This is a genomic window from Paenibacillus sp. FW101-FHT12H11 (assembly GCF_058790355.1).
The window spans coordinates 143,969-170,928 of sequence record NZ_JBYTCO010000006.1 but is presented as its reverse complement, the minus strand read 5'-3'; the positions used below and the strand labels follow the sequence as shown (position 1 = coordinate 170,928).

At 46.0% G+C, this 26,960-nt stretch carries 27 protein-coding genes; 4 read left to right on the top strand and 23 right to left on the bottom strand.

The genetic code is table 11. From position 1 onward, the window contains the following. Positions 1-6: 6 nt before the first annotated feature. The 7 genes from AC3WTJ_RS20530 to ybaK all read right to left on the bottom strand — a co-directional run bounded on the left by AC3WTJ_RS20530 (position 7) and on the right by ybaK (position 5,824). The gene (locus AC3WTJ_RS20530; protein ID WP_492523672.1) at positions 7-1,041 is read right to left on the bottom strand and encodes an efflux RND transporter periplasmic adaptor subunit; all 1,035 of its coding nucleotides are present in this window, start codon (positions 1,039-1,041) and stop codon (positions 7-9) included. Further along, positions 1,031-1,720 (bottom strand): ABC transporter ATP-binding protein, encoded by a 690-nt coding sequence (locus AC3WTJ_RS20525; protein ID WP_492523671.1) that lies wholly within the window; start codon positions 1,718-1,720, stop codon positions 1,031-1,033. Before AC3WTJ_RS20525 ends, AC3WTJ_RS20530 begins: the two co-directional genes overlap by 11 nt. A 230-nt stretch (positions 1,721-1,950) precedes the next feature. Next, the gene (locus AC3WTJ_RS20520; protein WP_407872994.1) at positions 1,951-2,673 is read right to left on the bottom strand and encodes an amino acid ABC transporter ATP-binding protein; all 723 of its coding nucleotides are present in this window, start codon (positions 2,671-2,673) and stop codon (positions 1,951-1,953) included. Positions 2,674-2,686: 13 nt separating this feature from the next. Then, the gene (locus tag AC3WTJ_RS20515; RefSeq protein WP_492523422.1) at positions 2,687-3,334 is read right to left on the bottom strand and encodes an amino acid ABC transporter permease; all 648 of its coding nucleotides are present in this window, start codon (positions 3,332-3,334) and stop codon (positions 2,687-2,689) included. 84 nt (positions 3,335-3,418) lie between these two features. Continuing rightward, a complete protein-coding gene (locus tag AC3WTJ_RS20510) occupies positions 3,419-4,213 on the bottom strand; it encodes a basic amino acid ABC transporter substrate-binding protein (protein ID WP_492523421.1) in 795 nt (264 codons plus the stop codon). Between the two features lie 230 nt (positions 4,214-4,443). Further along, positions 4,444-4,746, bottom strand: a complete 303-nt coding sequence (locus AC3WTJ_RS20505) for a YunC family protein (protein WP_326062112.1) — start codon at positions 4,744-4,746, stop codon at positions 4,444-4,446. A 604-nt stretch (positions 4,747-5,350) separates the two neighbouring features. Continuing rightward, positions 5,351-5,824, bottom strand: a complete 474-nt coding sequence (gene ybaK / locus AC3WTJ_RS20500; protein WP_492523420.1) for a Cys-tRNA(Pro) deacylase — start codon at positions 5,822-5,824, stop codon at positions 5,351-5,353. 116 nt (positions 5,825-5,940) lie between these two features. On the opposite strand from ybaK, the gene AC3WTJ_RS20495 reads away from it, so the two are divergent. Continuing rightward, on the top strand, positions 5,941-6,438 hold the full coding sequence (locus tag AC3WTJ_RS20495; protein WP_492523419.1) for a hypothetical protein: 498 nt from the start codon (positions 5,941-5,943) through the stop codon (positions 6,436-6,438). A 44-nt stretch (positions 6,439-6,482) separates the two neighbouring features. On the opposite strand, the gene AC3WTJ_RS20490 is transcribed toward AC3WTJ_RS20495, so the two are convergent. The 6 genes from AC3WTJ_RS20490 to AC3WTJ_RS20465 form a co-directional block, all read right to left on the bottom strand. Beyond that, complete coding sequence (locus AC3WTJ_RS20490) at positions 6,483-8,333, bottom strand: putative bifunctional diguanylate cyclase/phosphodiesterase (RefSeq protein ID WP_492523418.1); 1,851 nt, start codon at positions 8,331-8,333, stop codon at positions 6,483-6,485. A gap of 286 nt (positions 8,334-8,619) precedes the next feature. Further along, a complete protein-coding gene (locus tag AC3WTJ_RS20485) occupies positions 8,620-8,985 on the bottom strand; it encodes a DUF423 domain-containing protein (RefSeq protein WP_492523670.1) in 366 nt (121 codons plus the stop codon). Between the two features lie 36 nt (positions 8,986-9,021). Next, a complete protein-coding gene (locus tag AC3WTJ_RS20480) occupies positions 9,022-9,324 on the bottom strand; it encodes a hypothetical protein (RefSeq protein ID WP_492523417.1) in 303 nt (100 codons plus the stop codon). Between the two features lie 92 nt (positions 9,325-9,416). Continuing rightward, complete coding sequence (locus AC3WTJ_RS20475; RefSeq protein ID WP_127456752.1) at positions 9,417-10,337, bottom strand: AEC family transporter; 921 nt, start codon at positions 10,335-10,337, stop codon at positions 9,417-9,419. A 9-nt stretch (positions 10,338-10,346) separates the two neighbouring features. After that, the gene (locus AC3WTJ_RS20470; protein WP_492523416.1) at positions 10,347-10,676 is read right to left on the bottom strand and encodes a DUF1904 family protein; all 330 of its coding nucleotides are present in this window, start codon (positions 10,674-10,676) and stop codon (positions 10,347-10,349) included. 36 nt (positions 10,677-10,712) lie between these two features. Then, positions 10,713-11,159 carry a MarR family winged helix-turn-helix transcriptional regulator gene (locus AC3WTJ_RS20465; RefSeq protein WP_127456750.1) on the bottom strand — a complete coding sequence of 149 codons (447 nt, stop codon included), beginning with the start codon at positions 11,157-11,159 and terminating at the stop codon, positions 10,713-10,715. 202 nt (positions 11,160-11,361) lie between these two features. Here AC3WTJ_RS20465 and AC3WTJ_RS20460 point away from each other — a divergent pair, with 202 nt between their 5' ends. Then, positions 11,362-13,623 carry an AraC family transcriptional regulator gene (locus tag AC3WTJ_RS20460; RefSeq protein ID WP_492523415.1) on the top strand — a complete coding sequence of 754 codons (2,262 nt, stop codon included), beginning with the start codon at positions 11,362-11,364 and terminating at the stop codon, positions 13,621-13,623. A gap of 49 nt (positions 13,624-13,672) precedes the next feature. On the opposite strand, the gene AC3WTJ_RS20455 is transcribed toward AC3WTJ_RS20460, so the two are convergent. From AC3WTJ_RS20455 to AC3WTJ_RS20445, 3 genes are all read right to left on the bottom strand, one after another. Then, entirely contained in the window at positions 13,673-15,238 is a 1,566-nt protein-coding gene (locus tag AC3WTJ_RS20455; protein WP_492523669.1) for an extracellular solute-binding protein, read from the bottom strand. An 80-nt stretch (positions 15,239-15,318) separates the two neighbouring features. Then, complete coding sequence (locus AC3WTJ_RS20450) at positions 15,319-16,212, bottom strand: carbohydrate ABC transporter permease (protein WP_492523414.1); 894 nt, start codon at positions 16,210-16,212, stop codon at positions 15,319-15,321. A gap of 20 nt (positions 16,213-16,232) precedes the next feature. Further along, on the bottom strand, positions 16,233-17,156 hold the full coding sequence (locus AC3WTJ_RS20445; RefSeq protein WP_492523413.1) for an ABC transporter permease: 924 nt from the start codon (positions 17,154-17,156) through the stop codon (positions 16,233-16,235). A 245-nt stretch (positions 17,157-17,401) separates the two neighbouring features. On the opposite strand from AC3WTJ_RS20445, the gene AC3WTJ_RS20440 reads away from it, so the two are divergent. Together AC3WTJ_RS20440 and AC3WTJ_RS20435 are read left to right on the top strand one after the other, a co-directional pair. Continuing rightward, positions 17,402-18,340 carry a hypothetical protein gene (locus AC3WTJ_RS20440; RefSeq protein ID WP_492523412.1) on the top strand — a complete coding sequence of 313 codons (939 nt, stop codon included), beginning with the start codon at positions 17,402-17,404 and terminating at the stop codon, positions 18,338-18,340. 284 nt (positions 18,341-18,624) lie between these two features. After that, positions 18,625-18,864 (top strand): NHLP leader peptide family RiPP precursor, encoded by a 240-nt coding sequence (locus tag AC3WTJ_RS20435; RefSeq protein WP_492523411.1) that lies wholly within the window; start codon positions 18,625-18,627, stop codon positions 18,862-18,864. A gap of 46 nt (positions 18,865-18,910) precedes the next feature. Here AC3WTJ_RS20435 and AC3WTJ_RS20430 read toward each other — a convergent pair whose 3' ends face one another. The 7 genes from AC3WTJ_RS20430 to AC3WTJ_RS20400 form a co-directional block, all read right to left on the bottom strand. Continuing rightward, positions 18,911-20,803, bottom strand: a complete 1,893-nt coding sequence (locus tag AC3WTJ_RS20430) for an ATP-binding protein (RefSeq protein WP_492523410.1) — start codon at positions 20,801-20,803, stop codon at positions 18,911-18,913. Between the two features lie 141 nt (positions 20,804-20,944). Next, positions 20,945-22,192, bottom strand: a complete 1,248-nt coding sequence (locus AC3WTJ_RS20425) for an amidohydrolase family protein (protein ID WP_492523409.1) — start codon at positions 22,190-22,192, stop codon at positions 20,945-20,947. Between the two features lie 21 nt (positions 22,193-22,213). Beyond that, positions 22,214-22,993: an ABC transporter permease gene (locus AC3WTJ_RS20420; RefSeq protein ID WP_246239471.1), complete on the bottom strand. Its 780-nt coding sequence runs from the start codon at positions 22,991-22,993 to the stop codon at positions 22,214-22,216. Between the two features lie 136 nt (positions 22,994-23,129). Then, entirely contained in the window at positions 23,130-24,467 is a 1,338-nt protein-coding gene (locus tag AC3WTJ_RS20415; protein ID WP_492523408.1) for an FAD-binding oxidoreductase, read from the bottom strand. 18 nt (positions 24,468-24,485) lie between these two features. Continuing rightward, a complete protein-coding gene (locus tag AC3WTJ_RS20410) occupies positions 24,486-25,289 on the bottom strand; it encodes an ABC transporter ATP-binding protein (protein ID WP_492523407.1) in 804 nt (267 codons plus the stop codon). Between the two features lie 39 nt (positions 25,290-25,328). Then, positions 25,329-26,141: a creatininase family protein gene (locus AC3WTJ_RS20405; RefSeq protein WP_492523406.1), complete on the bottom strand. Its 813-nt coding sequence runs from the start codon at positions 26,139-26,141 to the stop codon at positions 25,329-25,331. Positions 26,142-26,245: 104 nt separating this feature from the next. Continuing rightward, a complete protein-coding gene (locus AC3WTJ_RS20400; protein WP_492523405.1) occupies positions 26,246-26,956 on the bottom strand; it encodes an NAD(P)H-dependent oxidoreductase in 711 nt (236 codons plus the stop codon). Positions 26,957-26,960: the final 4 nt, after the last annotated feature.

Here is a 26,960-nt window from a genome sequence, read left to right as displayed (position 1 = left end):
GTTGATCTAGTTCTCCAAAATGACATTTTGGCCTTCCTTAAGTCCTGTCCGGACTTCAACTTCCGTTGGGGTGACAAGGCCTTTTTCGACATCAACTTCTTTTCGGCTCTCTCCATTCAGCACTTGCACATAATCTCTGCCCAAATAAGTCCGAAGACCTTTCCGCGGGATTACGATGACATTCTCCCGCTGCTCAACAACAATCGTCATGTCGCCGGATGCGCCAATCTCTGCACCCTCTGTTCCGACAGGAACCCCAATAATGATCGTTTTGGCGTTTCTTTCAGCTTGTGCCTTGTTATCGGTTGGCGGCGAGCTTGAAGGTGTTCGCAGCACTTTGCCTTGTACCGTATTCCCCGACTTCGCGAGTTTGACTTCTACGTTCATGCCCACTTCTATTCCCGTAAGTGTTCCAACGTCTGTAGCTTCATAAGAGAGCTCCAAATGCTCAGGATCGGACAGAACGACAAGCGTATTGAAAGCATCTATTACACTTCCTTGCTGAGCATCCGTTACAAAAGTGACAACGCCACCGGTCTCTGCCACTAACCTTGTCTTATTCAGCTGATCTTGCAAGGAAGTCAATTGCAGCTGCGCAGCTTCAATATCAATATCTTTTAAACGCAGCGCAAGCGTTTGGTCAGGATCAGCTTGCCTGGACTGCACACTAGCAATCTGGGCTTTCTCCAAATTCAGTTTCTGCAGGGCAATCCTTGTTACCAGATCCCCCTGCTCCAGCTCAGCAAGCACATCGCCAGGTTTGACCACATCGCCTAATTTAACGCGCAAACCAGATAAGTGATGGTCAGACTCTTTAAAATAGTAATTGCTCGTTTGGCTGGACTTGAACGTCCCCATAAAAACCGCTTTTTTCGTGATGTTGCCTTTCTTCACTTCATAAAGATCAAAGTTTTCTTTCACCGGTTTGACTAATGGCGGCTTCAGCGCCTCCTCTTCTTTGGGCAATAGGGAACACCCTGCCAGGACTAGTACAACTCCCGTGATCAGAACGAGCTTAGACGCAAATGGATTAACCTTCATCGACAATGGTACCATCCTCCAATGCATACACTTTATCTACAATTTCCATAATCGCGAGATCATGCGTGGTCAAAATAATGGTCATTCCTTCTTGTACCAAATCTTTGAACAATTTCAGCACTTGAAGCCCCATTCTGCTGTCTAACTCCGCTGTAGGCTCATCGGCCAAAATCAGCTTGGGTTTGTGAGCGATCGCCCTGGCAATTGCTACCCGCTGCTGCTCACCGCCAGAAAGTTCATAAGGACGATGCTTCATTCTCATTTTTAAACCGACGAAATCCAGTGCTTCTTCAGCTAGTTGTTTATAATGCTTGGGAGAAATCCCCGAAATGCGCAAACCAAATTCAACATTCTCGTACGCGGACATATAAGGAACTAAGGCAAAAGATTGAAAAATAAGACCGATCTGCTTCCGTCTGACTTCATTGCGCTTGGCCTCGGATAGGCTGCTGATCTCCAGGCCTTCCAAATAAACGGCACCTTCCGAGGGATGGTCAAGTGCCCCAAGAATATTGAGCAGCGTAGTCTTGCCGGACCCTGATCTTCCGCGCAAGGCTACAAGCCTGCCCTTGGGAATACTGAGGTGAGCTCCCCGCAATGCGTGAACCGCTCCAGATCCTTTTCCAAACACTCGCGTAACACCGATAGCTTGCACCATTGGCACCTGATCTACCTGCATCGTCAAAGTTAGCACCTCATTTTTATTCTAAATCTTGGATCTTGTTCTAAATGTAAACCTTTACATAACTGAAGAGATGACATCCTTTTCATGTTGCAGTTGATAGTTATTTCATTATAAATCTATTTTTTGCCAAAAAGATAGACAGAAAAAAAGAGCCACCCATCAGGTCATTCCTGCCCCAATGTGATAGCTCCTTTTTTCTGCTTCTACTATTCTTATTCACCGTACTAAAGCACTTTGGACAAAAACGACTTCGTCCGCTCTTGTTGCGGGTTTTCAAAAATTTGCTTCGGCTTGCCTTCTTCTACAATAACGCCTTGCTCCATAAACATAACGCGGTCGCCGACCTCGCGGGCGAAGCCCATTTCATGGGTCACGACAACCATCGTCATCCCTTCCTTCGCCAGCTGTTTCATAACGGCCAGTACCTCTCCGACCATTTCGGGATCCAGCGCGGATGTCGGCTCATCGAACAGCATAATCTTCGGCTCCATCGCAAGTGCGCGAGCAATCGCGACACGCTGCGCTTGACCTCCGGAAAGCGAATCCGGATAAGCATCAGCTTTATCAGCGAGCCCAACTTTCGTTAGAAGCTCCAACGCTTTTTTACGCGCTTTATCCTCCGGCCATTTACGCACTTGAATCGGCGCCAGCATAATATTATCAATAACTTTCATATGCGGGAAAAGATGAAAACGCTGGAACACCATGCCGAGCTCCATGCGGATCTCATTGATTTTATTCGTCGGGTCCATGATGTTCTTGCCCTCAACCTTGATGGAACCGCCATTAGGCTGCTCCAAAAGGTTCAGACAACGCAGAAACGTCGACTTCCCCGATCCCGAAGGACCAATCACAACCAAAACCTCTTGGTGCTGAATATCTGCGGAAATATCCCGCAAAACAACGTTATTGCCGAAAGCTTTTTGAAGATTTCTAACCTCAATCATCGCGGTCATATCTCTACACTCTCCTTTCCACATAGCTAAGCAGCTTGCTTAGAGAATAAGTGAGGATGAAATAAATCAACGCTGCCGTCAAATACGGCTCCCAAACAGCGAAATATTGGCTGCGCATCGCATTAGACCAATACATCAATTCCGGTGCAGCAATAATTGCGAACAGGGAGGAATCCTTGATCAATACGATAAACTCATTCCCAAATGGAGGAATCATCCGCTTGATCGCTTGCGGCAAAATGACCGTTTTCATCGTTTGATAATGTGTCATACCTAGCGAATGCGCGGCCTCCGTTTGGCCTTTATCGATGGACTGAATACCTGCTCTGAAAATTTCGGCCATGTATCCTGCAGAGTTCAAAGATAAGGCAACAATAGAAGCAATGATAGCATTGGTTGTACCTAGAAATAAGGGAACGACCCCGAAATGTACTAGCAAAATTTGCACCAACAGCGGTGTGCCGCGGAAAAAGTTCACGTAAATGCTAGTTGGCCATCTTAAGTAGCCGCGGTGAGACATTTTGCCTAATCCAACTGCCAATCCCAGCACGGAGCCGAAACAAATGGATAGAATGGATATCCCAATGGTCCATAGCGTACCTTTTAATAAAAGCGGTAAATATTCAATAATAATATCAAAACGAAACTCCATTCCACACTTCCTTTCTTACCTTATTATGCCGATAACAGAACAACAGCATGCGTAAGGTTGAAGTCACGCATGCTGCTTCTCTTCTTATTTTTGTTCAAGCAATTTTTTCGTGTCAGGCTCTTGACCGAACCATTTTTTGTACACTTTTGCATAAGCCCCGTTTTCAATCACTTTTTTGATTGCCGGGTCAAGTTTCGCTTTCAGCTCGCTGCCTTTTGGAAGCAGGATACCGTAGTATTCGGACTCAAAGTTTTTAGGATCGGGAATCGCGACTAATTTTTTGTTCGGGTTATTTTTCACATATTCACGAACGATTGCGATATCCGCAACAACTGCGTCTACCCCGTTATTTTCAAGTTCCATCAGCGCAAGCGTGTTGTTATCAAGACGTTTCAAGGATGGATTTTTATCACCCATGATTTTGCTCATAAGCGTATCAGCTGTTGTGGAGATTTGAACAGCAACCTTCTTGTCTTTCAGGTCAGTCGCGCTTTTAATTGGGCTGCCTTCTTTGACCAGAATCATGTTGGTGGATTCGAAATATGGGATGGAGTAATCATAAGACTGTTTACGCTCATCCGTAATCGAAACGCTGGAAATACCACCTTGATACTCTTTACCTTGTTTAACACTTGTAAGCATGGTGTCCCAACCTGTATTCGTTAGCTCATAGGAAAGTCCTGCTTCTTTCATAACCTCTGCAAGAAAATCGACGTCAAAACCGGTCATCTTGTCTTTGTCCATATATTCCATTGGCGCATAAGCAGCATCTGTCGCAAACTTGATCTTCGTGCCTCCGGCGCCGCCATCTTTAGCTCCACAGCCCGTTAATCCGATGACTAGAGCTGCCGTTAAAACAAGAAATGATATTTTTTTCATTAAAATTCCCCCCGTGCTATGTATGGAACGAATCATATTTTAACATCTGGTCAATAAAATGACAACGCCTGTGTTTAGAAAAATACTCAGGAAATTGCAGGTAATTGCCTTTCCCTTTCATTTTTGTTAGTTCGCACAATGGAAACGGGCAGCCTTTGTTCTTTTTACCGATAAAAAAACAGAAAAATAAATAGAAAAACGCCCGGATCTGCTGATCCGAAGCGTTCGATTTACATCATTCTCAAAATGGCTTCCCTTCCCGTCATTCCAGCATAAATGCCCAGGTCTTCCGCCGTGTACGTCACCGATTCAAGCGGAGCTTCCAAAAGCTCCTCAATCGTGCGAACGCCAGTAGCTCTTGCCGCAACAATGTTGCGTTCGCTCAAACGCTCGTTGAGCAGTGCAACGTCTAACGCGCCGCACATAATGTATCCTTTATCTGTCGTTACTACCAGCAGCGTCGTCTTGGGCAATTTAACCTCTATCGCAATTGCAGTATGTCCCTCAAGGAGAATAGGTTCAACGCGCATCATGCTCTGCACAGCTCCTCTTTGCAGTCTTACGGTAGTATATGCGCGTGCGGCTAGTACGGTGTGATGTTTGGTGGAAAAAGAATTTTCGGGTCGTTCGAGGTGCTTATGGATCGAGTGGAACTTCGAGGTGCTTAAGGACCGAGAGAAATTCCGAGGAGCTTACAGACCGAGAAGCCAGGAAGAGATCGGGATTTGCGCCGTACGAAAACCTTACGGACCGAGCAGCCCTTATTCGGAGAAAATAGGCCTTTTTCAAATTTTAACGGACTCCACAGCTGCTATTCTCATGAAAAGCATGAAATTTAGCTGCTTATCGATCAATTAGCGGCTCTGGAGTCCGTTAGGTTTGCGAAAAGGGCAATTTATCGAGAATAACGGCTCTGCGGTCCGTTAGCTCTCCATGAACTGCAGCGGTGAGTTCTGTTAAGACGTTTACTAGCTCCGACACTGCAGTCCGTTAGCTCCACGAGCCGCGGCGGTGAGGTCCGTTAGCTCTCCACGACCCGCGCACTATCGCCCGTTACGCTCCCCGCAAGCCAACGCCCGCGAAACTGGCTGTACGGTTCCTCGCCGGCGCATGGCTGCGGCCCCTTGGTCCCTCTGGCTAATAAGCGATATCCACCAGCCGCCCCTCAGAAGCGGTCACCAAATCTTCCCCCCGCAAAAATATCTGCAACCCCCGGCGGCCGCCGCTGATGCTGACCAACTCCATCGACTCCACAGTCGCATGCAGGTAAAAGGGGTACTTCTTCTTCATGCCCAGCGGAGATACGCCGCCTCGTATGTAGCCTGTAAGTGATTGGATGTCTTTGACAGGCATCATTTCAATTTTTTTATTCCCGCTTACGGAAGCGAGACTCTTCAAGTTCAGTTCCTGGTCACCGGGAATGCAAGCTGCGAGAACACCTGTCTTGTCCCCTTTTAAGATGAGCGTTTTGTACAGCTGACTAGGTTGAAGCTCCACTTTAGCGGCAACGGTTGCGGCATCTAGCTGATCCTCATCCCACTCGTATTCGTGCAGCGAATAAGCAATATGGAGAGAATCGAGGATTCGGCAGACATTCGTTTTGTTTGACATAGGTTCCTCCTCATTTTGTATACAAAAGTTGTACGAATGAAAAACCAATCTATATTTGGATATCATAACATGATATAGTTAGGACATGAGCAATTTCTAGGCTGCAAGGAGGCCATATGAGTCAAGGTAAACAGAACCACACAGGTCACTTATTCACTGTAGAAATTTTAATTGAAGAGGCTACAAATGGTCTTGCGATGGAAAAGCTCCTACATCTTCTTAACGCACAGACGGTCAAAGATTACCAAATCCTCAAGGGCATCGAGCTCGGTAAGCTAATTGATTTGAATACAACGAAAAAAGAGAGCACGCCTCCTTCATATACCGGCAAAAAGGCAGTAACTTCTCCCCCGCCTGCAACTCCCGCGCCAACGATGACGTCGACAGCGCCAAGCGGAGCGGCCGATCACATTATCACGCAGCTGGAAGGCTTCAAAGCTAACAACACATTGATTCGGCTAACCGTTATCAAAGGTCAGGGCATTAAGCTCAATCTTCCCTGCCGGATTTTGAATTATGACAGCAGCAATCAAAACGTTGCCGTGTATCATGTGGATGAGAAGAAGGTTTACTCATTTAGACTGAATGAAATCGACGATTACGTCGCTTTCTAAACAAAGAGGATGTTCCCTGACCGACCAGGGACATCCTCTTTTATTTAACCCGAAGCCGCGGCATGCACGCCGTGGCTTAGCATATTTTCCAGCTGGACGGCGTTCACAGGCGGGCTGAACCAATAGCCCTGTACTTCGTTGCAGCGGTTCTGATGCAGGAAGTGCAGCTGCTCTTCCGTTTCTACACCTTCCGCAATGACTTTCAAATTCAGATGACGCGTCATGGCGATAATCGTTGTAACGATTGCGGCGTCATTGGGATCCACCATAATGTCGCGTACAAAGGAACGATCTATTTTCAACTTATCAATCGGAAACTTTTTCAAATAGTATAAGGAGCTGTAGCCGGTCCCGAAATCATCAATGCTCACGTGAACACCCAGCTCCTTGAGCTCGAGCAGAGATTGAATCGCGTGATCGACATCCATGGTCATGCTTTCCGTAATTTCAAGCTCCAAATACTGCGGATCAAGCCCCGTTTGCTCCAGCACATGAGAGATCTTGCCTTTCAGATTATGCTGGAAAAACTGCCGCATGGATAAATTCACGGAAATCGGCATCGGGGAAAAGCCTTGATTTTGCCAGGCTTTATTTTGCTTGCATGCCGCGCGCAGCACCCATTCTCCGATCGGTACGATCAAACCGGACTCTTCTGCAAAGGAAATAAAATAGTTCGGCGAGATCAGCCCTTTCTCCGGGTGATTCCAGCGAATCAACGCCTCTACACCGACAATGCGTCCCGTCTCAATATCAACCTGTGGTTGATAGAATAAAACAAACTCCTCCAAGGCGATCGCTCTGCGGAGTTCATTCTCCAACTTGAGGCGATTGATGGATACGGATTTCATATCCGCGTTGAAAATCTGGAAATCGTTGCGCCCTTTCTCTTTCGCTCTGGCGAGTGCGATATCGGCATACTTCATCAATGTATCCGCATCTTCCTCATCTGCCGTGGAGATGGCGACACCAATACTTGCTGTAACATGCAGTTCGTATTGTTCAAGAACGAATGGTTTCTCCAGAACGCGATTAATCTCTGCGATTACAGCAATGACATCATTGGAATCAGCGACATTCGTATAGAAAAAAGCAAACTCATCGCCTTCGGTTCGTGCCAAATAATCATTTTCGGTTATGCATCTTGTGAAGCGTTCAGCAAGCTGCAGAAGCATCATGTTGCCGTAATCGTAGCCGAAGCTATCGTTGACTAATTTGAACCTATCAATGTCCAGATAAAAGACGGCGACTTGTTGCCCCGCTGATCTGGCAAGACTCAACCGTTCATTCAGGTGGTCTCTAAACATACGCCTATTCGGCAGCCCCGTCATGTCATCGTAATAGGCCATATACCGGACTTGTTCATCGCTGCGCTTACGTTCCGTTATATCCTGACAAATGAGGATAAAGCCCCTGGCATCCGTGCTCAGTTGAACGGGAACGGCTGTTGCATGCAAGTCAACCCGATAGCCGCTTTTGTGAGACACGGAAGTTTCAAAGGTAAGCGGCTCTCCATCCGTCGCCAGTTGAAGTTGATTGATCGTCAACTCATACTGCTCTTGCGTCACAAAATGGCTGAAACGTTTCTCCAGCAATTCCGATGCCGAATATCCGAGTATCGTTTCTGCCGCTGCATTAATCCGGATGAATGTCCCTTCTTGGTCAAAAATGCCAATCGCATTCGGATTATGCTCAAATAAGGAATCCAGCACATGCTGATAGGAGTGATGCTGCAGAGCTGATTTTGATAAGTGCTGTACGTCTCTTTCTTTTCTCAACAGCTGAATAAACAGCGGCAGGGCAGCTAAAACGCATATCCATACAGCATACGGCTTTACGTAAAGGCTTACGAATATGGCGACAATCAAATATCCGCCAATATAGAGCCGGTTTTTCACAAATTTGCCTCCTCTTACAATCTCACTCTAGGTAATAGGAAGCGTCGCACGGACTACCGTTCCTTCTCCTGCTTAATCTTCATAACGAATTTGCCGCGATGAAAGAAACAAGCCCGCACTTCACTTGTCTCCTTGTGTGATTCATCCGACACCTATGGGAAAATCAATATGTATTTTAAAACCATTTGCGTTAACTACTACTTTCTACATAAGTCGAGCTTTTCCTGCAAATAGGGCACAAAATAAAGAAAAAAGAGTCGGAATTTCCTGACTCTTTCCAATTTTATTATTTTAGAGCGGCAATCGCTAGCAGAATCCATCCCACTAAGAAACTCAAGCCGCCAAGCGGTGTAATCGGTCCAAAAAATTTGATTCCTGTCAAGCTAAGAGCATATAAGCTGCCCGAGAAAAGAATAATTCCGATAAAAATCGCCCATCCGGAAGCATTCACCATCGAAGTGTTCGCAAGCTTATCTGACAAAATAGCAATCGCGATTAACGCAACCGCATGAATCATGTGATAATGTACACCCGTTTGAAAAACTTCTAGTTTGTCAGGCGTTAATTTTTGTTTCAAGATATGTGCCCCGAAAGCGCCCAATGCAACAGAAAGAAACGCGTTCAAGCTGCCGATCAGCACAAAAAGTTTCATCATCGTTTCCAAACTTCCCTTCATTAAAGCTTAAATTTATTCTACTTCACCGATATCATGCTGTCCAACGATCAGTCGTACTGGCTCCAGGTAAACCTTGGTGACTGTCGGATGTGTAATTAAATCGATCTCAATATCTACAATTTTATTGCGGGCTATTTTGCCTTCTCTTTTGTCATAAACGACCTCGAATTGCTTGAGTCCCAACTGATAAATCAGAACGGAAGAACCGATGGAAAGCGCGTTAGACTCGAACTCCCCGTGCTCAAACAATACCTCGGATAAAATTTCTTCATTCATGTCCACAATCGTAACATACTGGCAAAATTGGTAGTTCATTAAAAACTGCCCCCTTTAAATTAGTAAAATGTACTTACCAATTCGCCGGAAAATGTCGAAATTCCTGCATCATTCAGTATGACCAAGAATGTTCACAGAAAACCCGTAAAATAGATGACAACAGGAATAGTAAACATACTAAACAAGGTGGAGGTAAACACGGCCTGTGAAGAAAACTCCGGTTCATTCTCATACTCAATCGCCAGCAGCACACTGCTAAGGGAGGTCGGCACAGCACAGGAAAGAACTAGCGCCTGTGCGGTCAGACCATTGATCCCAAGCATCCACACGACCAAAAATCCGAGCAATGGCCCCGCAATCAGCCGTAAAATATTCGAAACAGCCACGTTCGAGAAGTGAAATTCCCACTTCATCCCGCCAAGCTGTACGCCAAGTGTTAAGAGCGCAGTTGCCATGAAGGCATTGGATATGTACGTCAGCGGCAGATGAATGGAAGACGGGACGGGCAAATGAAAGTATCTCAGCAATAGAGCAACCGGAATGGCATAAATAACAGGTAAAGACAAGATCGTCTTCATCGTTGCCTTCCAGGTGGATTTGTGGGCATTTAACGTGTAAATGCCGTACGTGTTAGGGATCAAATTTTGCATAATCATGATAATAATTTGGATAGAAAGCGTATAGGCATTCCCGCCGAAGACGGTTTGATTAAGCGGCAGCGCGTAGTTTGCGCTGTTATAGAAAATAACGCTGTTTCGCATGGCGATCCGCATGCCCCGCTTCATTTTCTTAATGCGTATATAGATCTCAATCACTGCAAACAAAAGGCTGAAAAATAAAGCGAAAAACAAAAGGACTTGCAGAATGACATTCAGGTTCATTTCAGACTCATACAGTTTGACGAAAACGATTGCAGGAGAAAACACATAGAAATTGAGCTTGGATAACGTTTTAATATCAAGATGAAAGGCACGATACATGACTGCGCCAATCGCGATCATGATCGAAATCGGCACAATATTATTAATTAGAATATAAATAAAATAACTCATTTCTATTCCTCACTTAAATGAAGTTCCGTTGCTGTAGTACGCATCCTTGCTGTAGGTCGTAAAAGCAACTTCAACCTCAGGCAAGCCAAGCCCAAGGACATGGGTCGTAACTGCCGCAGCGACGGCATCCCTGATCTCGTCCCCTCTTTCAAACCAGGCTACTTCAACAAACGGATAGGCTGGCACGATTTTACCGCCGAATATAGCCGGATGCTGGACACACTCTAACGTAAAATTATCGCTGTCACACTCGCAAATCGCCGCAAGCTGTTCAACTAAGCTCTCACTTATTCCACACACTTGCTCGATTGTTACTCCTCTGAACGCTAATCTAGGCATGCTCCAAACTCCAATCCCTTATCGCCGTATGGCTTCTCATTTCGTTGATGCGTTTACACTGTTAATGATACGTTTCAACTGTACATTGAAATTATGAATTTCTTCCAGGGACAACCCGCTGGATTCAAGCAGCGTCTGCGGGATGCAAAATGCTTTTTCATACAGCGCAAGTCCCGTTTCCGTAATGACAATGTTCACAACACGCTCATCTTCGATTGACCTTTTCCGCTCTACCAACTTCTGAGTTTCCATCCGTTTGAGCATCGGCGTCAACGTGCCTGAATCCAGATCCAGCTTCTCGCTGAGCTCCTTGACGGTGCTCTCTTTTTGATCCCACAGAACGAGCAGCACCAAATATTGCGGATAGGTAATTCCCAAGTCTTCCAGAAAAGGACGATACATCCGTGTGATAGCTCTCGAACTGGCGTATAAACTGAAGCAGAGCTGATTATCAAGTTTTAATAATTCTTCATTGGTGCTCATACCATCGGCTTCCTTTCTCATTCATATTGCGAACAATCGATTTGCTTCAAATGTATATAAAAATAACCCTACTGTCAATGCGAATAGTCAGATAAGTTCATAAATGTTGCATGATTCCATCTTGTGCCGCTCTCCATTAGGGTGATATGGTATTAATACTTAAAATCACTGTACTCGTTAGTCTGTGTGGGGAGGCGCGCCTGTGAATGTGAATTTTTCCGGGGACAATCGCAAGCTGTACATTAAACTTTTACTGACTACAATTCTCTGTACGGTTCTTACGCTGCTTGTATCCTCCGCTATTTATTTTGTGAATTACAGAAACATCAACTTAAACCAGGTCTATCAAACCGATTTAGAAAACTTAACCCAAACAAGCCGCGAAGTCATCTCGATGACGGAGAGTGCGCAATCGCTTACATTCCAACTATACCGGAACGGCAATATCAGCAAACTGATGTTTTATGAAAACCCTGATATCTATGATACCACGGCTGCTATGCGAGAATTGAACAATTATCTGAACTCCATGCCTTACATTGCTTCCATCTACGTCTACAACCCGAAAGCCGACTATGTGTACATTGCCTCCGACGCCGGGCAGAACGGGTTAATGACCAAAGAAGAGTTGGTCGACAAAGATATTTTGAACGTGCTGGATCATTTCCAGGAGTTCAAACCTTTCGTCCCCATCCCCCGTACCTACTTGAAAAGTGCATCTAGCACACAAAAAAGCAATGTCTACACGTACCTTTGCTACGATGCGATCGGCAATAACAATGCGCTTAATTCAGCTATTATCGTCAATATCACTACGGACTGGATTAATAAAGATATCGGCAAGCAGATCAGCAACGGAACAAGCAGCTCATTTATTATCGATAGTAAAGGCAGGACACTTAGCGGCGATCTTCCCAACCACACGCAAGCACTAACAGCCGAATCCACCATTACCAAACACATTATGAGCAGTAAAGAATCCGGTTACTTCATTGATACAGTGGGCGCCGAGAAATCCTTAATCTCCTACACAGCGCCGGATTCTTTAGAGTGGCGGTACATTCGAATCACACCTTATCAAACAATTACGGAGAAAATCAACAAGATTCGAACAACAACGATTTACATTGGCATCTCCATTCTAGTTGCCGGATTGTTGGTTTCATGGCTATTATCCCGTAAGCTATATGTCCCGATTGATCGTATTGTTACGAAAATGAAATCCTTGGAATCGGATAAACGAAACTCTTTATTTACATTAAAGCAGGAAGTCTTGCGAAAACTGATTCAAGGTCATGAGCCTATTACGCCGAAAATGATGCGGGAAAAACGCAGCGATCTGGGCATTTCGTTTGATTTTCAAAGCGAATATCGTCTGATCCTGCTTCGTATCGATGGTTTCCAACCCTTTTTGCAAAAACATCAAGACGACCTTCACGTGTACAAATATGCGATTATGAATATTTCCTCGGAAATAGCCTCGCAAGCGTACCAAGTGGAAACGGTCGATATTGGAAATGACAGCACGGTGCTGTTGATTAATGCCCGAAGCGCATCGCTCGATACTGACCAGAGCATGTTTCTAGGACTTTTGAAGCAAATTCAAAAAGCCGTAGGGGAGCTGCTCAAAATAAGCCTTTCCGCCACCTACAGTCCACCCAGCTCCCAGCCCCAGGATTTGGTTTCCATGTATCGAAAAGTCGTTGATGCCTCTGAGCATCGCGTGTTTCTTGGACCCAGCTGTTTGATCGCTTCTCTGGATCACCAATATCCGGAAACAGACGACTATCTATTTACCGTTGAAAAAGAGAAAAAACTAATTGACGCCTTAATGGCTGGTAAAGTGGCTGAAGCGAAGAAATTGTACAGCGTCATTATTGAGGAAACGAGGTCGTATCCGATCAGCGTTTTTCAAGCCACCCTGTCCCGATTGACGATTACTCTAAATGGCGTCGTGCACACGATTCTCAAAAATAATTCCCTTGATGTCCCCATGAGCATACAATTATCCAGAAATGAATTAGCCAAACTCGAAACAATTGAGGACATAGAAGCTGTCGTATTCGAACTGTTCGATGAAATGAAGAAACGTCTGGATAACAAGCGAAGCATGAAGCAGGATGATCTTATTCGTAAAATCAACGATATGATTGAGCAGCACTGCGGAAATCCGAATTTATGTTTAAATTGGATCGCAGATAGAGTGGATATGTCACCGATTTATCTAAGCCGTGTCTACAAACAGAACACGATGAACGCTGTCGTGGATGTCATTAACACGATGCGCATGGATCGCGCCAAAGATTTGCTCAAGCACTCGGATTTACCCATCGCTGATATCGCCGAACGAATCGGCTATTCCAACAGCTCTTACTTCTACCGGATGTTCAAGAAAAATTTTGGCGTAACCCCCACCGATTACCGCAAATCCGGGCTCGAACCCGGCAATCAAGCTTTTACCTAAATAAACGGCCGCCCTGCAACCAATTTCGCTGCAGGGCGCCCGTTTCATTTTATTTAATGCCTTTTTCGCTCACATATTGCAGCCATTGCTTCTTGTACTCTGCTTGCACCTTTTCAAGTCCGGCTTGTTTCGCTTTGTCCATGAATGTTTTCATACCTGCATCCAGATCAGCAACAAGACCCAATTGCAACGGCCATAAATACTGCTTCTCTACTTGCTCCAACGCTGCCTTTTCTGCTTGGTATGAGCTGTAATCCTCAGCAAACCCAGTGAAGATATCAGGTTTTTGAATCTTATCCAGATCCTTATAAATGGCTTTAACCCCATCAAAGCTTTTCTCGAACAGCATGAAGTCAGGGTTGCGCCATGCCCAGCTGTTCATGGACTCCCGAGGGAAACCGTTGGAATTATTATCGCCAATCATTTTGTAGTAACCATTTTCAACTTGAAAGTTTTTCCCCTCAATACCATAGGAAGTAAGCCAATTGTACGCTTTATCGGTAACCATTTTCTCATAGAATTCCAGCGCACGCTCAGCATTTTTACTGCTTTTAGGAATAGCAAAACCATTATGAATCGGATGAACAGGCTGCGCATATCCTTTGATGGTCGGAAACGCGTAATAGTCAAGATTCCAGTCTGGGTGCGTTGACTTCATTTTGTTCAATGAATCGTTAAAGCGTGCCGGATTATCGCCGAATTCTGCAGCTGCTTTGCCGCTGACAAGCTGATCCCACGTGGAGTCTTTCACATTCAGAACGTTTTTCGGGATAAAACCTTTATCCATCCAGCGCTTGGCGATTTTAATGTCGCCCATATGCTCTTCAGAGCCCCAGTAGGAGTAAACTTCACCTGGTTTATTGTAGTTGATCCCTATGCCGTAAAGAGGTGACCCCACGCTGTTGTGCACGACATCACGAAGTCCGTTGACAATCAAATTCCCGTCTCCACCGCTGGCAAAAGGCAGGATATTCGGCTCATTTTTCTTGATCCCGTCCATGTACGCTTCAAATGTTTCAATCGAAGTTGGCTTTGGCAAATTATATTTGACCCTCAAGTCTTCACGCCAAACGAAGCCATTCGTGACATACTCCTTGAACGTTGCCGGTACGGTATAAATTTTTCCGTCGATTTTCACGGCTTCCCACATATCCTTCGGTACATATTTATTCAGTATGGGCGCAGCCTTTGGCAAAATATCGTCAAGCGGCAGGAAGGCGCCTTTTTTCGCGTAGGATTGATATTGTGTCCAGTCTGCGGTAAAAATCAAGTCCACTTGCTGACCGGAGGAAAGCAGCAGCTTATATTTCTGATCCCAGTCCGTCCAAGTTGTATAGTTGAATTTCACGGTTGTATTTAAATCTTTTAATGCCAGCTTGTTAACCTCGTCCTGAATAATTTGCAGATCCTTGGGAGCATTCCCTAGCATGTAGAATTGAAGCTCGACCTTCTCCCTTTTCGGCGCTTCTGCCTTAACTATCGCTGCCGGCGCAGCCGCACTAGCTGCCGGTGTTGTATTCCCTTGCTTAGTCTCTGGCGAACTACTGCAGCCTGCTAGAGCTGTGATTAGGAACGCCCCGGAAAAAATGGCGGAGAATCGGTGGGTTGCCAACATTTTCATTTGAATCCTCCCTTTAGATGTATGGTTATATGTCAGCCGAGAAAGTTGCCAACCTGCATGCTCCTTCTTCGGTTCTAACCTTTGACAGCACCGATTGTCAATCCCTTGACGAAATAACGCTGAACAAACGGATACAGAAACAAGATTGGTCCTGTAACGATAATTGCCATTGCCATTTTCGTTGATTCCGTCGGCATTTCACCGGTCATAACGACCCCAGTTCCTGCGCCCATTTGAGAGACGAAGCGCATCGTGTTGATCACGTTGTACAAGTAGTACTGCAGTTCATACTTATTAGGATCATTGATGAACAGCGACGACAGCAGCCAACCGTTCCAATAATGCAGCGCCAGGAACAGCCCAACGGTCGCGATACCGGGCATTGATAATTGAAGCACGACACTGTAGTAGATTTTGAAATCATTGGCGCCGTCAATTTTGGCGGATTCAATGAGCTCTTCAGGAATAGCTGACTTCATGAAGCTTCGCATCAGGATAATCAGAAATGGACTCATAAGCCCTGGCAGTACAAGCACCGCATAGGTGTCCGTCAGCTTCAAATAGCTGGCCAGCAAGATATACCAAGGGACCAGGCCCCCGCCAAATAACGTTGTGAAGTAAATATAGAACGAGAATTGATTGCGGTATCGGAAGTCCTTACGCTGTAGAACATAGCCCGCCATCGTCATGAAAAACAATCCGAGAGCTGTCCCGATAAGGGTGACGAAAATGGTTACAGCGTAAGCTTTGAGCACCTGCTCTGGAAATCGAAATACCGTTTTATACCCCTCTAATGAGAAAACCTTCGGTATGAAGTGATAACCACTGCGAAGAATGGATTCATTCTGAGTGAACGAGGCCGAAATAATCATCAGGAAAGGAAACAAACATACTAGAAAAGAGATAATAATCACGGCGTAAGCCATGGTTTGAAACACATACATATATTTCTCGTCCTTAATTCTCAAGATAGCTGCACCTCTTCCACTTAAAATAAAGCGTAATCGTCGTTCATTTTTCGAATCATATAATTTACGGTAATGATCAGGATGAATCCGAAAAGAGATTGATACAGCCCTGCCGCAGTCGCCATGCCGACATCGAAAGTAACCTTGAGTGAGCGATACACATAAGTGTCTATGATATCGGTCGCATTAAACAAAATCCCATTATTTCCAATCAACTGGTAAAAGAGGTCGAATTGACCTTTCATAATACTGCCTAGAGAGAATAAAAGGAGCACCACAAAAGTCGGCTTCAGCATGGGAATCGTAATAAACCAGACACGCTGGAAAATATTCGCGCCGTCAATTTTGGCAGCTTCGTAGTATTCTTCGCTGATGCCCGTGATGGCCGCCAGGTAAATAACCATGCTGTACCCGAGATTTTTCCACAAGTAAAAGATAATAATGAGGAAAATCCATGCCCAAGGCGTATTGTACACATCGACAGGTTCAGAGCTGAATTCCTTTAACATCGTGTTAAGAAATCCGCTCTCATAGTTAAATAAGTTGTAAACAATGACGCTCAGAATAACAAAAGAGATGAAGTAGGGAAGAAACATCACTGACTGGGCAATTTTTTTGAACCAAGCGCTGCGAATTTCACTAAGCAATACGGCACATACAATAGCGAAAACATTCCCAAATACAATGAAAGCCAAATTATAGCCAAGTGTGTTCAGCGTTAATTTCATTAAAATGCCGGATTTCCATAGAAAAGAGAAATTGTCCAGGCCTACTAAAGGGCTGCCGAACAAGCCGGCATTGAAATCAAATCGTGTAAATGCATAGTAGATGCCCACCATCGGGATATACGAATTAATAAAGAAGAAGATCAAGGTTGGCAGCAGCATAAGAAACATGATTTTGTTCGTTACGATTTCATAGAGAAAACCTCTGCGTTTGAGCATGTTTGGGTGCGATCCTCCTTGGGGCAATGTGTCTTGAGACGATCATATGTCAGTGCATGGAAACTGGATAGTGAAGCCTCTCTAGGTATGTGAACAATATGGTAAATTGGCGTATGAACAATCTTAACTTCAGTGAACTGCCTATGCTAAACGTTGATACGACAGGGTTTAAAAAGAAATTGTATCCGCGCCGCATTCATGCTACGCTTGTTTCAAAAATATACCAATAAAGGGGAATATGACCTATGGATTGGTTTTCTGATCATAAGGAGAGTATGGATGAGGTATTCGCAGAAGCGGAAAATCTTATTCGCGCATTTCCGGAACCGCTGAATCATCACGGACTAGCCTACTTCACTAAATTTGACTTGCGGGAGCAAGAGAGCACGAAAAATTACATCTGCTATCTACTTCCCTATTGGATGCAGGAAGTAACTCAGCTGCCGACTGACGTGGTCAAAAGGTTGAGCTTAGCTAACGTTTTCGTCATGCTCTATTACTTTGTGGTAGATGACATTATGGATTCTACTAAAGGGGCACATACGGACAAGCTTCCACTCGCGAACTTATTTCAATTGCAATTTCAAATGATGTATCGCGCATTGTTCCCGCCACATACTCCTTTCTGGCATTATTACGAGACTTACGTGCTGGAATGGGCCGACGCAGTTGCCGGCGAGCCGGGTGGCGATTACTTTCACACGGATAAAAGGAAGGTTGCCTGGAAAGCTAGCCCTGTCAAAAACGCCAGCACTGGAGCTTTGCTCCTCGCTGGTCAAGCTAAGCAGATCCCCGTTGTGACAGGAGCTGTTGAACAGGTGCTCGTTACGCTGCAAATGCTGGATGACTGGGCGGATTGGGAAGAAGATTTGGACGAGGGTTCCTATAATTGTTTGCTTGCTTTTTTGCGTGGGAGTGTTGAAGGATCGGAAGTTGGTTCACCAACTCCTGATTGGGTCAAACAGATGATATATGTTCGTGATGGGTTGGAGGGATATAGCGAGGTGGCAGTTAAGCATCATGAGGAGCTGCTAGCTTTAGAGTTATCGATGAAAGAGCTTAGTCAATTTCACTCTAGTCTTGTTGATAGTTTGCGTGTAACGGCAAAAGAGATCAAAGCGAAGCGGAACCAACTTCTTTCTGGCGGGTTATCCTATTATTTGTCGGAAACTAGCAAATTCTGATAGAATATTTTGAATATTCGTGCTATACTTCTTGTATTGGTAAAATTAGCCAATGGCTCATGCAAAAATGCTGAGCCTAACGGACTGAAATGCCCTTATTCATGGTTTTTGAGCTTGAAATAGGATTTAATGGACCTGAGCGACGCTATTCCACTCAAATTAGCCTATAACGAGGGTAGTAACAGTGAATAACGCCTCCTCAGTCCGACAACTTCCCATTTCATCGCCAAACATCAGAAATAGCGGCTTCCATGTCCGTTACAATTAAAGGGGAGTGACTGATCATGTCATCACATGAACAATTAAAAGCAAAAATCATTCAAAAAGCGTGGGAAGATGAAGCATTCAAAAACCAACTTCTTGCCAATCCGAAAGCAGCGCTAAAAGAATCCTTTGGTATTACGCTCCCCGGTGATTTTACAGTGAAAGCAGTAGAAGAAACTTCGACGGACTTTGTGCTTGTTATTCCGGCTAATCCGGCAAAGGTGTTGGTACCGGCGGGTGCTGTTGCGCTTACTTGGTAAATAATACAAAAGAGGTGCTACGTTCATACGTAGCACCTCTTTATGTTTATCTATTAGCTGGAAAGCGAAGAATTACTTCTGTGCCCACGTTTTTTTGACTTTTAAACTGGATATACCCTTTCATATTTTCGATGATCTGAAAAGAAACCATTAGTCCAAGTCCTGTTCCCTTTGTTTTGGTGGAATAATAAGGTACCCCCAGCTGGGCCAACTGCGCCGCTTCAATTCCTTCTCCATTATCTTTAATATGTATAAAAACCTCTTCACTTTTTTCGTAAGCCCATATGTCCACAACACCATCGTCCTGAAAAGCTTCAATGCTATTTTTTATTAGATTAATCAGAACTTGTTTCAATTTTGATGAGTTACCTTGGATAACCAAATGCTCGGGAACATCGACGGATATCCTTCCACTGTGCAGCGCAACCAAGGGAAAGATGATACCCTCAATTTGCCTGAACTCCTCGAAAAGATTTAATTTCTTCGTTTCTTCTCCCTGAGGCTTGGAGAAGGTTAGAAAATCCGAAATAATAACGGAGGCTCGATCTAACTCCTCGATCGCAATCATCATATATTCCTGATTCTTCTTATCCGATCGAGAAGCAACGAGCTGCAAAAAACCTCTTGTCACTTGAAGTGGATTTCTCACCTCATGAGCAATCGATGCCGCCAATTGACTTATAATTTCCATTTTTTCGGATTGTTGAAGCTGACGATTATAAAATTCCAGTTCTTTAGAATAATTAATAATCCTTTCCTGATTGATCGCAAAGCGCCTGCCAAGTATAACAATAAGAGAAACAATAAATCCTAAAATACCCCATTTCCATAAGAAAATCTGCTTATTCTGTGAATTCATATAGTATAGGATAAGGTCCAACGTACTCATAAAAGCAAGTGAGGCAAAACCAACTGAAAATATGACAGCTTCTTTATTCCCTTTGAACATGAGCAAAATGGATGATCCAATAAGCAGACTAAACTGAAGGATCATAATAAACCCCAATATGGTAACAGCTACAAAGAAGTAAAACTTATTAAACCCGTAATTACTCAATATGTTAATGAACAAACATATGATTACAAAGACGGAATAGACCGTTTGACTTTTTCTAAGCCAATAAATGACCTTATACTTACCCTTTCCAAAAATGCGTTCAAAATAAAACGTAAGTGCCGGCAAAAAAACAACAAGTGAAATATCAAACAGAGCACTATACAACGCTCCATATTTCGTGAGGCTTTCATACATGAATGGGGTGTAGGTAATAAAAATAATGCCAAGCGAAATAAATAATGTACTAACTAAAATCCAGTCTGTACGTTGAACTCTTTTTATGAATATTGAACCTATCAACACGATTACAGCAATAAACAGAAGAGCACTGCCTAAAATAATGTTCTGTAAATCACCAAGCACAAAGGTTCTTAATAAGACATCATAATGGTCTAGTTTTATAATGGAAGTTATGCCCAAACGCCCCATTGAAGTCTCCGACTTCATTAAAACCATGTGTCCTTCGTCCTCACTGCTAATTGGGAATAGACTGCTTTGTTGATCATAATTGAAATCAAACTTAGTTTCCTTGACTAATCGTTGGTCAATGTACACCGAAAGGTGCTGCGCGTATATCCCTTGTATGTACAGGCCGTAGCCTTTAGGAATTTGCGAGGGCAGTTGAAGCCTGATCCACGCCGTAGTAACATCCTTCGGTTTCTCTGGAATGACGTCACCAATCTTCACCACCTTCCAACGCTCAGGCGAGGCAGCCATGACACTTTCCAGACTCTCTGATGGATCCCCCCACAGGATCGAGTATTCTGAAATCGTTTTCATTTCTTCTGGAACATCAGCGGCAAATACTCGCGGCATTAAAAACGAACTGCTCAACACAGCAACAAGTACCACTAACCAAAGCGTTGGAGAAAACCGCTTCATGTGTTCACCATCCCCGTCCAAACTTAACTTACAATGTTTAACAATAAATCAAATTCGACAGGATGCACACTTTCCCTTCTTTTACCAAGTAAACAATAGTCAAACAAATATAGCCACCCCCTGCCAATTAGGGGGTGGCTATTACATCCAATATAAGCGGCTTCGAGCAGGCTCCGTTTCAGCTACAACATGGCCATGGCTAATCACATACCGGCAATCCGGCTGAACGCGTACAAGATCCATAGCATCCCGGCCAGGCAGCAGGATAAAAGATGCCGGCTGGCCAACTTCCAGCCCATAGTCGTGCAGCTGCAGCACTTTCGCAGCGCGCACCGTCACCATGCGCACAAGCTCAGCAATTTCTTCACGCCCAGTCATATGCGCGAGATGGGCTGCCATGTGAGCTGCAGCCAGCATGTTTCCAGTGCCGAGCGGATAAAAAGGCGTCTGAATGTCATCGTGCGCGATGCTAACATTCACACCGGCCGCCCGCAGCTCCTTGATCCTGGCGATTCCACGCCCTTTGGGAAAGCGGTCGAAGCGGCCTTGCATAGCACTGTTGATGAGTGGGCAGCAGACGACGTTCACGCCGGATCGAGCCGTGATGCCTACCACTTTCTGAAAGTAGGCGTCACTATAGTACGCGGAAGCATTCGCATGCGCTGCGGTAACACGCTCCCTTAGGCCATAACGAATGGCCAAGTGAGCCGTGCTCTCAAGGAAAGTGGAATGCTCATCGTCCATTTCATCGCAGAACACATGGACGAAGCAGCCATACTTCTCGGCTAAGCGGAAAACAATGTCGAGCGACGCGAGGCCTTCCTCACGCGTAGGTTCAAGATGCGGAATGGCGCCGATCCCATCAGCGCCAAGCTCGAGCGCCTCCTCCAGCCGGCGCTCATTCTCCGGGCAGGCGCGAATCCCGTCCTGCGGGAAAGCGATGACCTGCAGCTGCATGTGCGGCTTCACGCGTTCGCGCAGGTCAAGAAGCGCCCGCAGCGCCGTCAGGTTCGGGTCCGATATGTCCGCCTGCGTGCGAACATGGAGAATGCCTGCCGCCATTTGCAGCTGCAGCACCTTCTCTGCCCGCTTCCAGACATCGTCATAGGTGAGCGACTGCTTGCGCTTTTGCCATAACCCGATGCCTTCAAACAGCGTGCCGCTTTCGTTCCAAGCAGGTTCCCCCGCCGTTAAGACCGTGTCCAAATGGATATGCGACTCCACGAATGGAGGGAGCAGCAGATGCCCGCTGCCCTCAATTTCTTGTTCGGCTCCGCTATCGATAACGCCAATTCCGACGATCCTGCCGTCTTTTACGCCAACATCGACAACACCCGGGTCATCCAGCAGACGTACCTGTCGAATGATTAAATCAAGCAGAGCGATCACCCTCTTCCTATGGCGTGTTCATTAGCTGTCTTTTTTCATTTCGGATTCATGCCAGGAGCTCAGTACCCATTTGGAGAAAGCATTGACCAAGAGGAAAAAGGAAATGCCCAGCGCTGAAGCCGACAGCCCGCACGCGAATAAATACGCTGTTTTTAACCGGGCAGCCGCATACGTTATCGCATAACCAAGCCCGCCTGCTCCTCCGCCGATGCCAGCGATATACTCACCGACGATGGCGCCGACAACGGATAAGGTACAGGAAATTTTCAGCCCCGCAATAATATAAGGCAGAGCAGCCGGGATGCGAAGTCTCCACATCGTTTGAAAGGCATTGGCATTATACAGGTAAAACAAGTTGCTCATATTTTGATCCGTAGAATTTAAACCGATTAAGGTATTTGAGAGCATGGGGAAAAACCCGATCAAGAAAGTAATGATGACAATGGCATTCATGCCCGCATCGAACCAGATGACGATTAATGGCGCAATAGCAACAATCGGAATGGTTTGCAAAATGATGGCGTACGGATACACGCTTTTCTCGATCCACTTGGAGCTGGCAAGCAGAATTGCCCCTGCTACCCCCATGATGATGCTGAGGAAAAATCCGAGCACAGCTTCAAGCGTCGTCGTTGTGACTGACACCCATAACGCATGTTTGTTTTCCACGGCGGCAGCCACGATGTCAGAAGGCTTAGGTACCAGATAAACAGGCGCCTTAGCTAAATAAGCAATGAGTTCCCAGCCACCGATGAAAACGACAAAGGCAACCAAGGGAGGCAGCATGTGCTTCAACAACATGAGGAAGCGATAGCCCGGTGAGGCGCCTTCATCGAGTCGGTTAGCCCAAGCGGAACGTTCACGGGCAGGAAATATTTCGTCAGGCAGCATTTTAAGATAGTTAGAATCAACAGCCATTTGTCGTGTCTCCCTTCATTTAAGGCTCAACCTTCATTTTGCCTGGATTCAGAAGTCCTCTGGGGTCATTCTCGCGTTTCTTGCGCGCCATGCTGCCAACCTCGCCACGTCCGCCTTGTTCGAGCACCCAAGTGTGCGGATCGAAGATCTTGACCCCGATGGATTCGCAAAAGGCAACGATTTCGTACAATCGTTCTTCGCTTTGAAAGCGAACAAGCGGAAGCGCATTAAGCGCAAGTTCTCCACCGCTACGCACCCATTCGAAATGCAAGTAAACTTCTTCGCCCCATTTTGCTTTCAGAAGCTCGATTTGTTCCTCATAACGGCCCAATTCAAAACCTGCCTGCAAATACGTCATAGAGGAGTCCGTCTTCATTGCCCATAATGTCGTATGATTCCATGTAAAATCCGACACGCCAATCGTTTTCCGATATTGCTTGGCTTCTATGAAATGGTCGATGCATCCGCCATAGCCATCAACCAGCGCTTCAACGGAGTCCATACTGTCCTCCGCAATCTCAAGCATAACAGCCGCCTTGCCAGCTTTGATCACTTTGGCAAATGGAACAAAATAGGACGGAATCGGCCATTCCATCGGAGCAATAAGCCTCTTCGGAATCGCTTCCTCTCTCGCCAACGTCTCCCCGAACTTCATGGACTGCTGCAGCGTATCAAAGCTTACAATAACCTGAGCCCACTCCGTGCGCGGAGAAAGCGGAATCGTCACCTCGGTTAAAATACCGGTCGTTCCATAATTATGAATATAATTAAATAAGTCACGTCCTTGAACCACGAGGCGCTGCGGCGTCTCTTCCATGGTATAAATCACAGCTTCAAGCACATTGCCGTCCCACAGGTTACCATGCGTGATAGAACCGATTCCCCCGGAACCCCCGCTGACAAATCCGCCCACCGTTGCTTTGACATAAGTGCTCGGATAGATGCGAATCTCCTGCCCGGCCTCGCGAGCCTTTTTATCTATGACACCCAGACGCACTCCACACTGAAGCCTTGCATAGCCAGGTCCGATTTCGAGAATTTCATCCATACGGCTTAGATCAAGAACAATACCGGCCTGCAGGGGAACTGCTTGGCCGTAATTCCCTGTTCCGGCTCCACGCACCGTCACTGGAATGTTATGGCGGTAACCGAAAGCGATAACTTCAGCCACCTCAGCCTCAGAACGCGGTATGGCAATGACATCCGCTGCTTTTATATGCTGCAATTGCCGATTAAGGACAGGAGAATACCAGTAATAGTCCTTGGAAAGCTTTTCTCTCGTTGCACGATCCACATGCACGATCTCGTCTCCGAGCCGCTCCTGCATGATTTGCTCCCAGTTCATTTGCATCGCCATCTGTGTCATCCTCTCGTCTTAATGCTCTAACGCTGCGGATACTTCCCGCACCAAATCGCTGAACTGCGCCGTAGTTCGGAAGCTTTCATCCCGTGGAAAAGGCACCGGAATATCTAATCGCGCCGATATTTTGCCAGGACGTGGTGTCATGACAACAACACTTGTGGATAAAAATACGGATTCAAACACATTGTGCGTCACGAACAGTACTGTCATCGATTTATCCTGCTGCCAAATATGAAGCAGCTCCATCTGCAGCGTTTGACGGGTAATTTCGTCCAAAGCACCAAACGGCTCATCCATAAGCAGCAGCTTAGGCCTAGAGATCAGCGCGCGGGCAATCGAGACACGCATTTTCATACCACCGGAAAGCTGCCTTGGCAGCACCTTCATATAATCCTTCAAGCCGACAAGCTCGAGTACGCGCTGCGCCTCATCTTTTTGCGTCTTCTTGTCTACGCCTCGCAATTCCAGTGGCAATCTAACATTCGCTTCGACCGTCGACCACGGCAGCAGGGTATGATCCTGAAAGACGAAAGCGATATCGCTTTGCTTACGCGCTTCCTTCGGCGTCGTCCCAAATACGTCCAGCTTGCCGCTGCTCGGTTTGGCCAGCCCTGTAATCATTTTGAAAATCGTAGATTTCCCGCAGCCAGAGGGACCCACGAAGCATAAGAACTCCCCTTCTTGAATAGATAGATTCACATCCTGCAAGGCAATCGTTCCGTTCGGGTACGTTTTAGACAGATTTTCCATACTTACAAATGTAGGACTTGCTCCGAGTTTGCTTGGATCATGGATGAGGGGGGAATTCAGGGCCATATCGATCATCTCCTATACTTGTTTTTGGATTCAGCTGATCTATCGGTACTGTTTCAGTGATTTCATGTCAAAAGCTTGAAATTCGAGCAGTGCCTCGGCGATCATCGCACCATAAGAAGCCGTCATCGCTTCGCCTTTTTGAACGGTAGCTTGCGTAGCGTCCCCGGAGATGCCGGAGTGGGATAAATCGTCCATGACCCATGCAAAAGCACGGTTACGCAGCCCTAGATAGCGGGAGTTCGGGTAATTTGGAAACTCCGTAGGCGCTGCTTCCATATGCACCCAATGTGGAACTGCCGACATCACGAGCGATGTTTCCATATCTCCCGCATGGATTCCCGCCTGCTTCTCCAGCGGAGTAATCCATTCATCGGCACCGCCAAGTCCGCCAGGGTCTAACCGGAAGACGGCCAATCCAGTCTCAATGCGGATTTCACGAGCCATCATATGGAGCAGATCTGTGTTGCCGCCATGCGTATTCACCAAGGCCAACTTCTGAAAGCCGCTTCTAGTAAGGCTTTTGGCGATATCCATAACGACGGCCATCAACGTTGTTGCAGATAAGGTGATTGTTCCAGGATGACCGAGATGCTCGGTGCTTTTGCCATAGGGGATGGCCGGCAGCAGCCAAATATTCGCATCATCCGGAAGCTGACGGAACGCTTCTGTGAGCAGCACCTCGGAGATCAACGTGTCCGTAAACACCGGCATATGCGGACCATGCTGCTCAACCGCGCCCACCGGCAGAACGATCAACGCGTCATCTTTTGGTAGCTGATCCACCTCCAGCTTACTTAATCTAGGGAAAAAGTGGCGATCCCATGCTTTACCTGTATAGCGACTGAATGTCACAATGAGCGCCTCCTTATGCGTCGTAAGATTTATTTTTCACCTGTATGAAAAAAGACCCAATCTCATGGACAAGAACGGATCCTAGCTTTCAATGTAGCAACGTTTTAACCGGAAGCTTCTCTTGACCGGAAAAGCTGTAAAGCTGCGGCAACATCCGCAACCCGCTCCCCTAACCGGGCAGCCATCAGCAGCTCCCTCGGATCAGGAGACAACGAGCTGTCTGGACCCGCTAACGTGGAAGCGCCATAAGGCGAGCAGCCAATCGCGTCCGCAGTTAAATATTCTGGATTCTCGGAGTACGGAAGGCCTACGAAAATCATGCCGAAATGAAAGAATGACACCATAGCCGTCAAAATGGCTGCCTCATGACCAGTGTGAATAGAAGCTGTCGAGTTAAAAATGCCCGTTGGCTTCCCTTCTAAAGCCCCTTCCACACATAACTCTCCAGCCATTTCTAGAAACAACTTAACTTGAGCGGGCATCGTGCCATAATAAGTGGGAAACCCCCACAATATACCGTCAGCCCACCGCAAATCATTATTAGTTGCATAGGGAATATTCTCCTGTAACACACCTGCTGCTTCATATTTACTATAGCGATCTGTCAGCCGAAATTGATTGGATAAGCTTCTGCTGCTGTTTGTCGGCTTCTCCGTATCTGGCTGGATGACGCGATTCTGAGAAGCGGCCATTTCCGGAATACGTACGATCTTTACCTGATGAGCCCCTGACTGGCTGGCCCCATCGGCCACAGCTTGTGCCATCTGAAAGACATGACCGAATGCACTGTAATAAACGACCAGTAGGTTAGCCACCTGC

Bases quoted from the DNA above. Each gene is read 5' to 3' on its own strand.
- AC3WTJ_RS20530 (WP_492523672.1), bottom strand. From the start codon at position 1,041: ATGAAGGTTAATCCATTTGCGTCTAAGCTCGTTCTGATCACGGGAGTT.
- AC3WTJ_RS20525 (WP_492523671.1), bottom strand. From the start codon at position 1,720: ATGCAGGTAGATCAGGTGCCAATGGTGCAAGCTATCGGTGTTACGCGA.
- AC3WTJ_RS20520 (WP_407872994.1), bottom strand. From the start codon at position 2,673: ATGATTGAGGTTAGAAATCTTCAAAAAGCTTTCGGCAATAACGTTGTT.
- AC3WTJ_RS20515 (WP_492523422.1), bottom strand. From the start codon at position 3,334: ATGGAGTTTCGTTTTGATATTATTATTGAATATTTACCGCTTTTATTA.
- AC3WTJ_RS20510 (WP_492523421.1), bottom strand. From the start codon at position 4,213: ATGAAAAAAATATCATTTCTTGTTTTAACGGCAGCTCTAGTCATCGGA.
- AC3WTJ_RS20505 (WP_326062112.1), bottom strand. From the start codon at position 4,746: ATGATGCGCGTTGAACCTATTCTCCTTGAGGGACATACTGCAATTGCG.
- ybaK (WP_492523420.1), bottom strand. From the start codon at position 5,824: ATGTCAAACAAAACGAATGTCTGCCGAATCCTCGATTCTCTCCATATT.
- AC3WTJ_RS20495 (WP_492523419.1), top strand. From the start codon at position 5,941: ATGAGTCAAGGTAAACAGAACCACACAGGTCACTTATTCACTGTAGAA.
- AC3WTJ_RS20485 (WP_492523670.1), bottom strand. From the start codon at position 8,985: ATGAAACTTTTTGTGCTGATCGGCAGCTTGAACGCGTTTCTTTCTGTT.
- AC3WTJ_RS20480 (WP_492523417.1), bottom strand. From the start codon at position 9,324: ATGAACTACCAATTTTGCCAGTATGTTACGATTGTGGACATGAATGAA.
- AC3WTJ_RS20475 (WP_127456752.1), bottom strand. From the start codon at position 10,337: ATGAGTTATTTTATTTATATTCTAATTAATAATATTGTGCCGATTTCG.
- AC3WTJ_RS20470 (WP_492523416.1), bottom strand. From the start codon at position 10,676: ATGCCTAGATTAGCGTTCAGAGGAGTAACAATCGAGCAAGTGTGTGGA.
- AC3WTJ_RS20465 (WP_127456750.1), bottom strand. From the start codon at position 11,159: ATGAGCACCAATGAAGAATTATTAAAACTTGATAATCAGCTCTGCTTC.
- AC3WTJ_RS20455 (WP_492523669.1), bottom strand. From the start codon at position 15,238: ATGTTGGCAACCCACCGATTCTCCGCCATTTTTTCCGGGGCGTTCCTA.
- AC3WTJ_RS20445 (WP_492523413.1), bottom strand. From the start codon at position 17,156: ATGCTCAAACGCAGAGGTTTTCTCTATGAAATCGTAACGAACAAAATC.
- AC3WTJ_RS20440 (WP_492523412.1), top strand. From the start codon at position 17,402: ATGGATTGGTTTTCTGATCATAAGGAGAGTATGGATGAGGTATTCGCA.
- AC3WTJ_RS20435 (WP_492523411.1), top strand. From the start codon at position 18,625: ATGTCATCACATGAACAATTAAAAGCAAAAATCATTCAAAAAGCGTGG.
- AC3WTJ_RS20430 (WP_492523410.1), bottom strand. From the start codon at position 20,803: ATGAAGCGGTTTTCTCCAACGCTTTGGTTAGTGGTACTTGTTGCTGTG.
- AC3WTJ_RS20420 (WP_246239471.1), bottom strand. From the start codon at position 22,993: ATGTTGTTGAAGCACATGCTGCCTCCCTTGGTTGCCTTTGTCGTTTTC.
- AC3WTJ_RS20415 (WP_492523408.1), bottom strand. From the start codon at position 24,467: ATGGCGATGCAAATGAACTGGGAGCAAATCATGCAGGAGCGGCTCGGA.
- AC3WTJ_RS20410 (WP_492523407.1), bottom strand. From the start codon at position 25,289: ATGGCCCTGAATTCCCCCCTCATCCATGATCCAAGCAAACTCGGAGCA.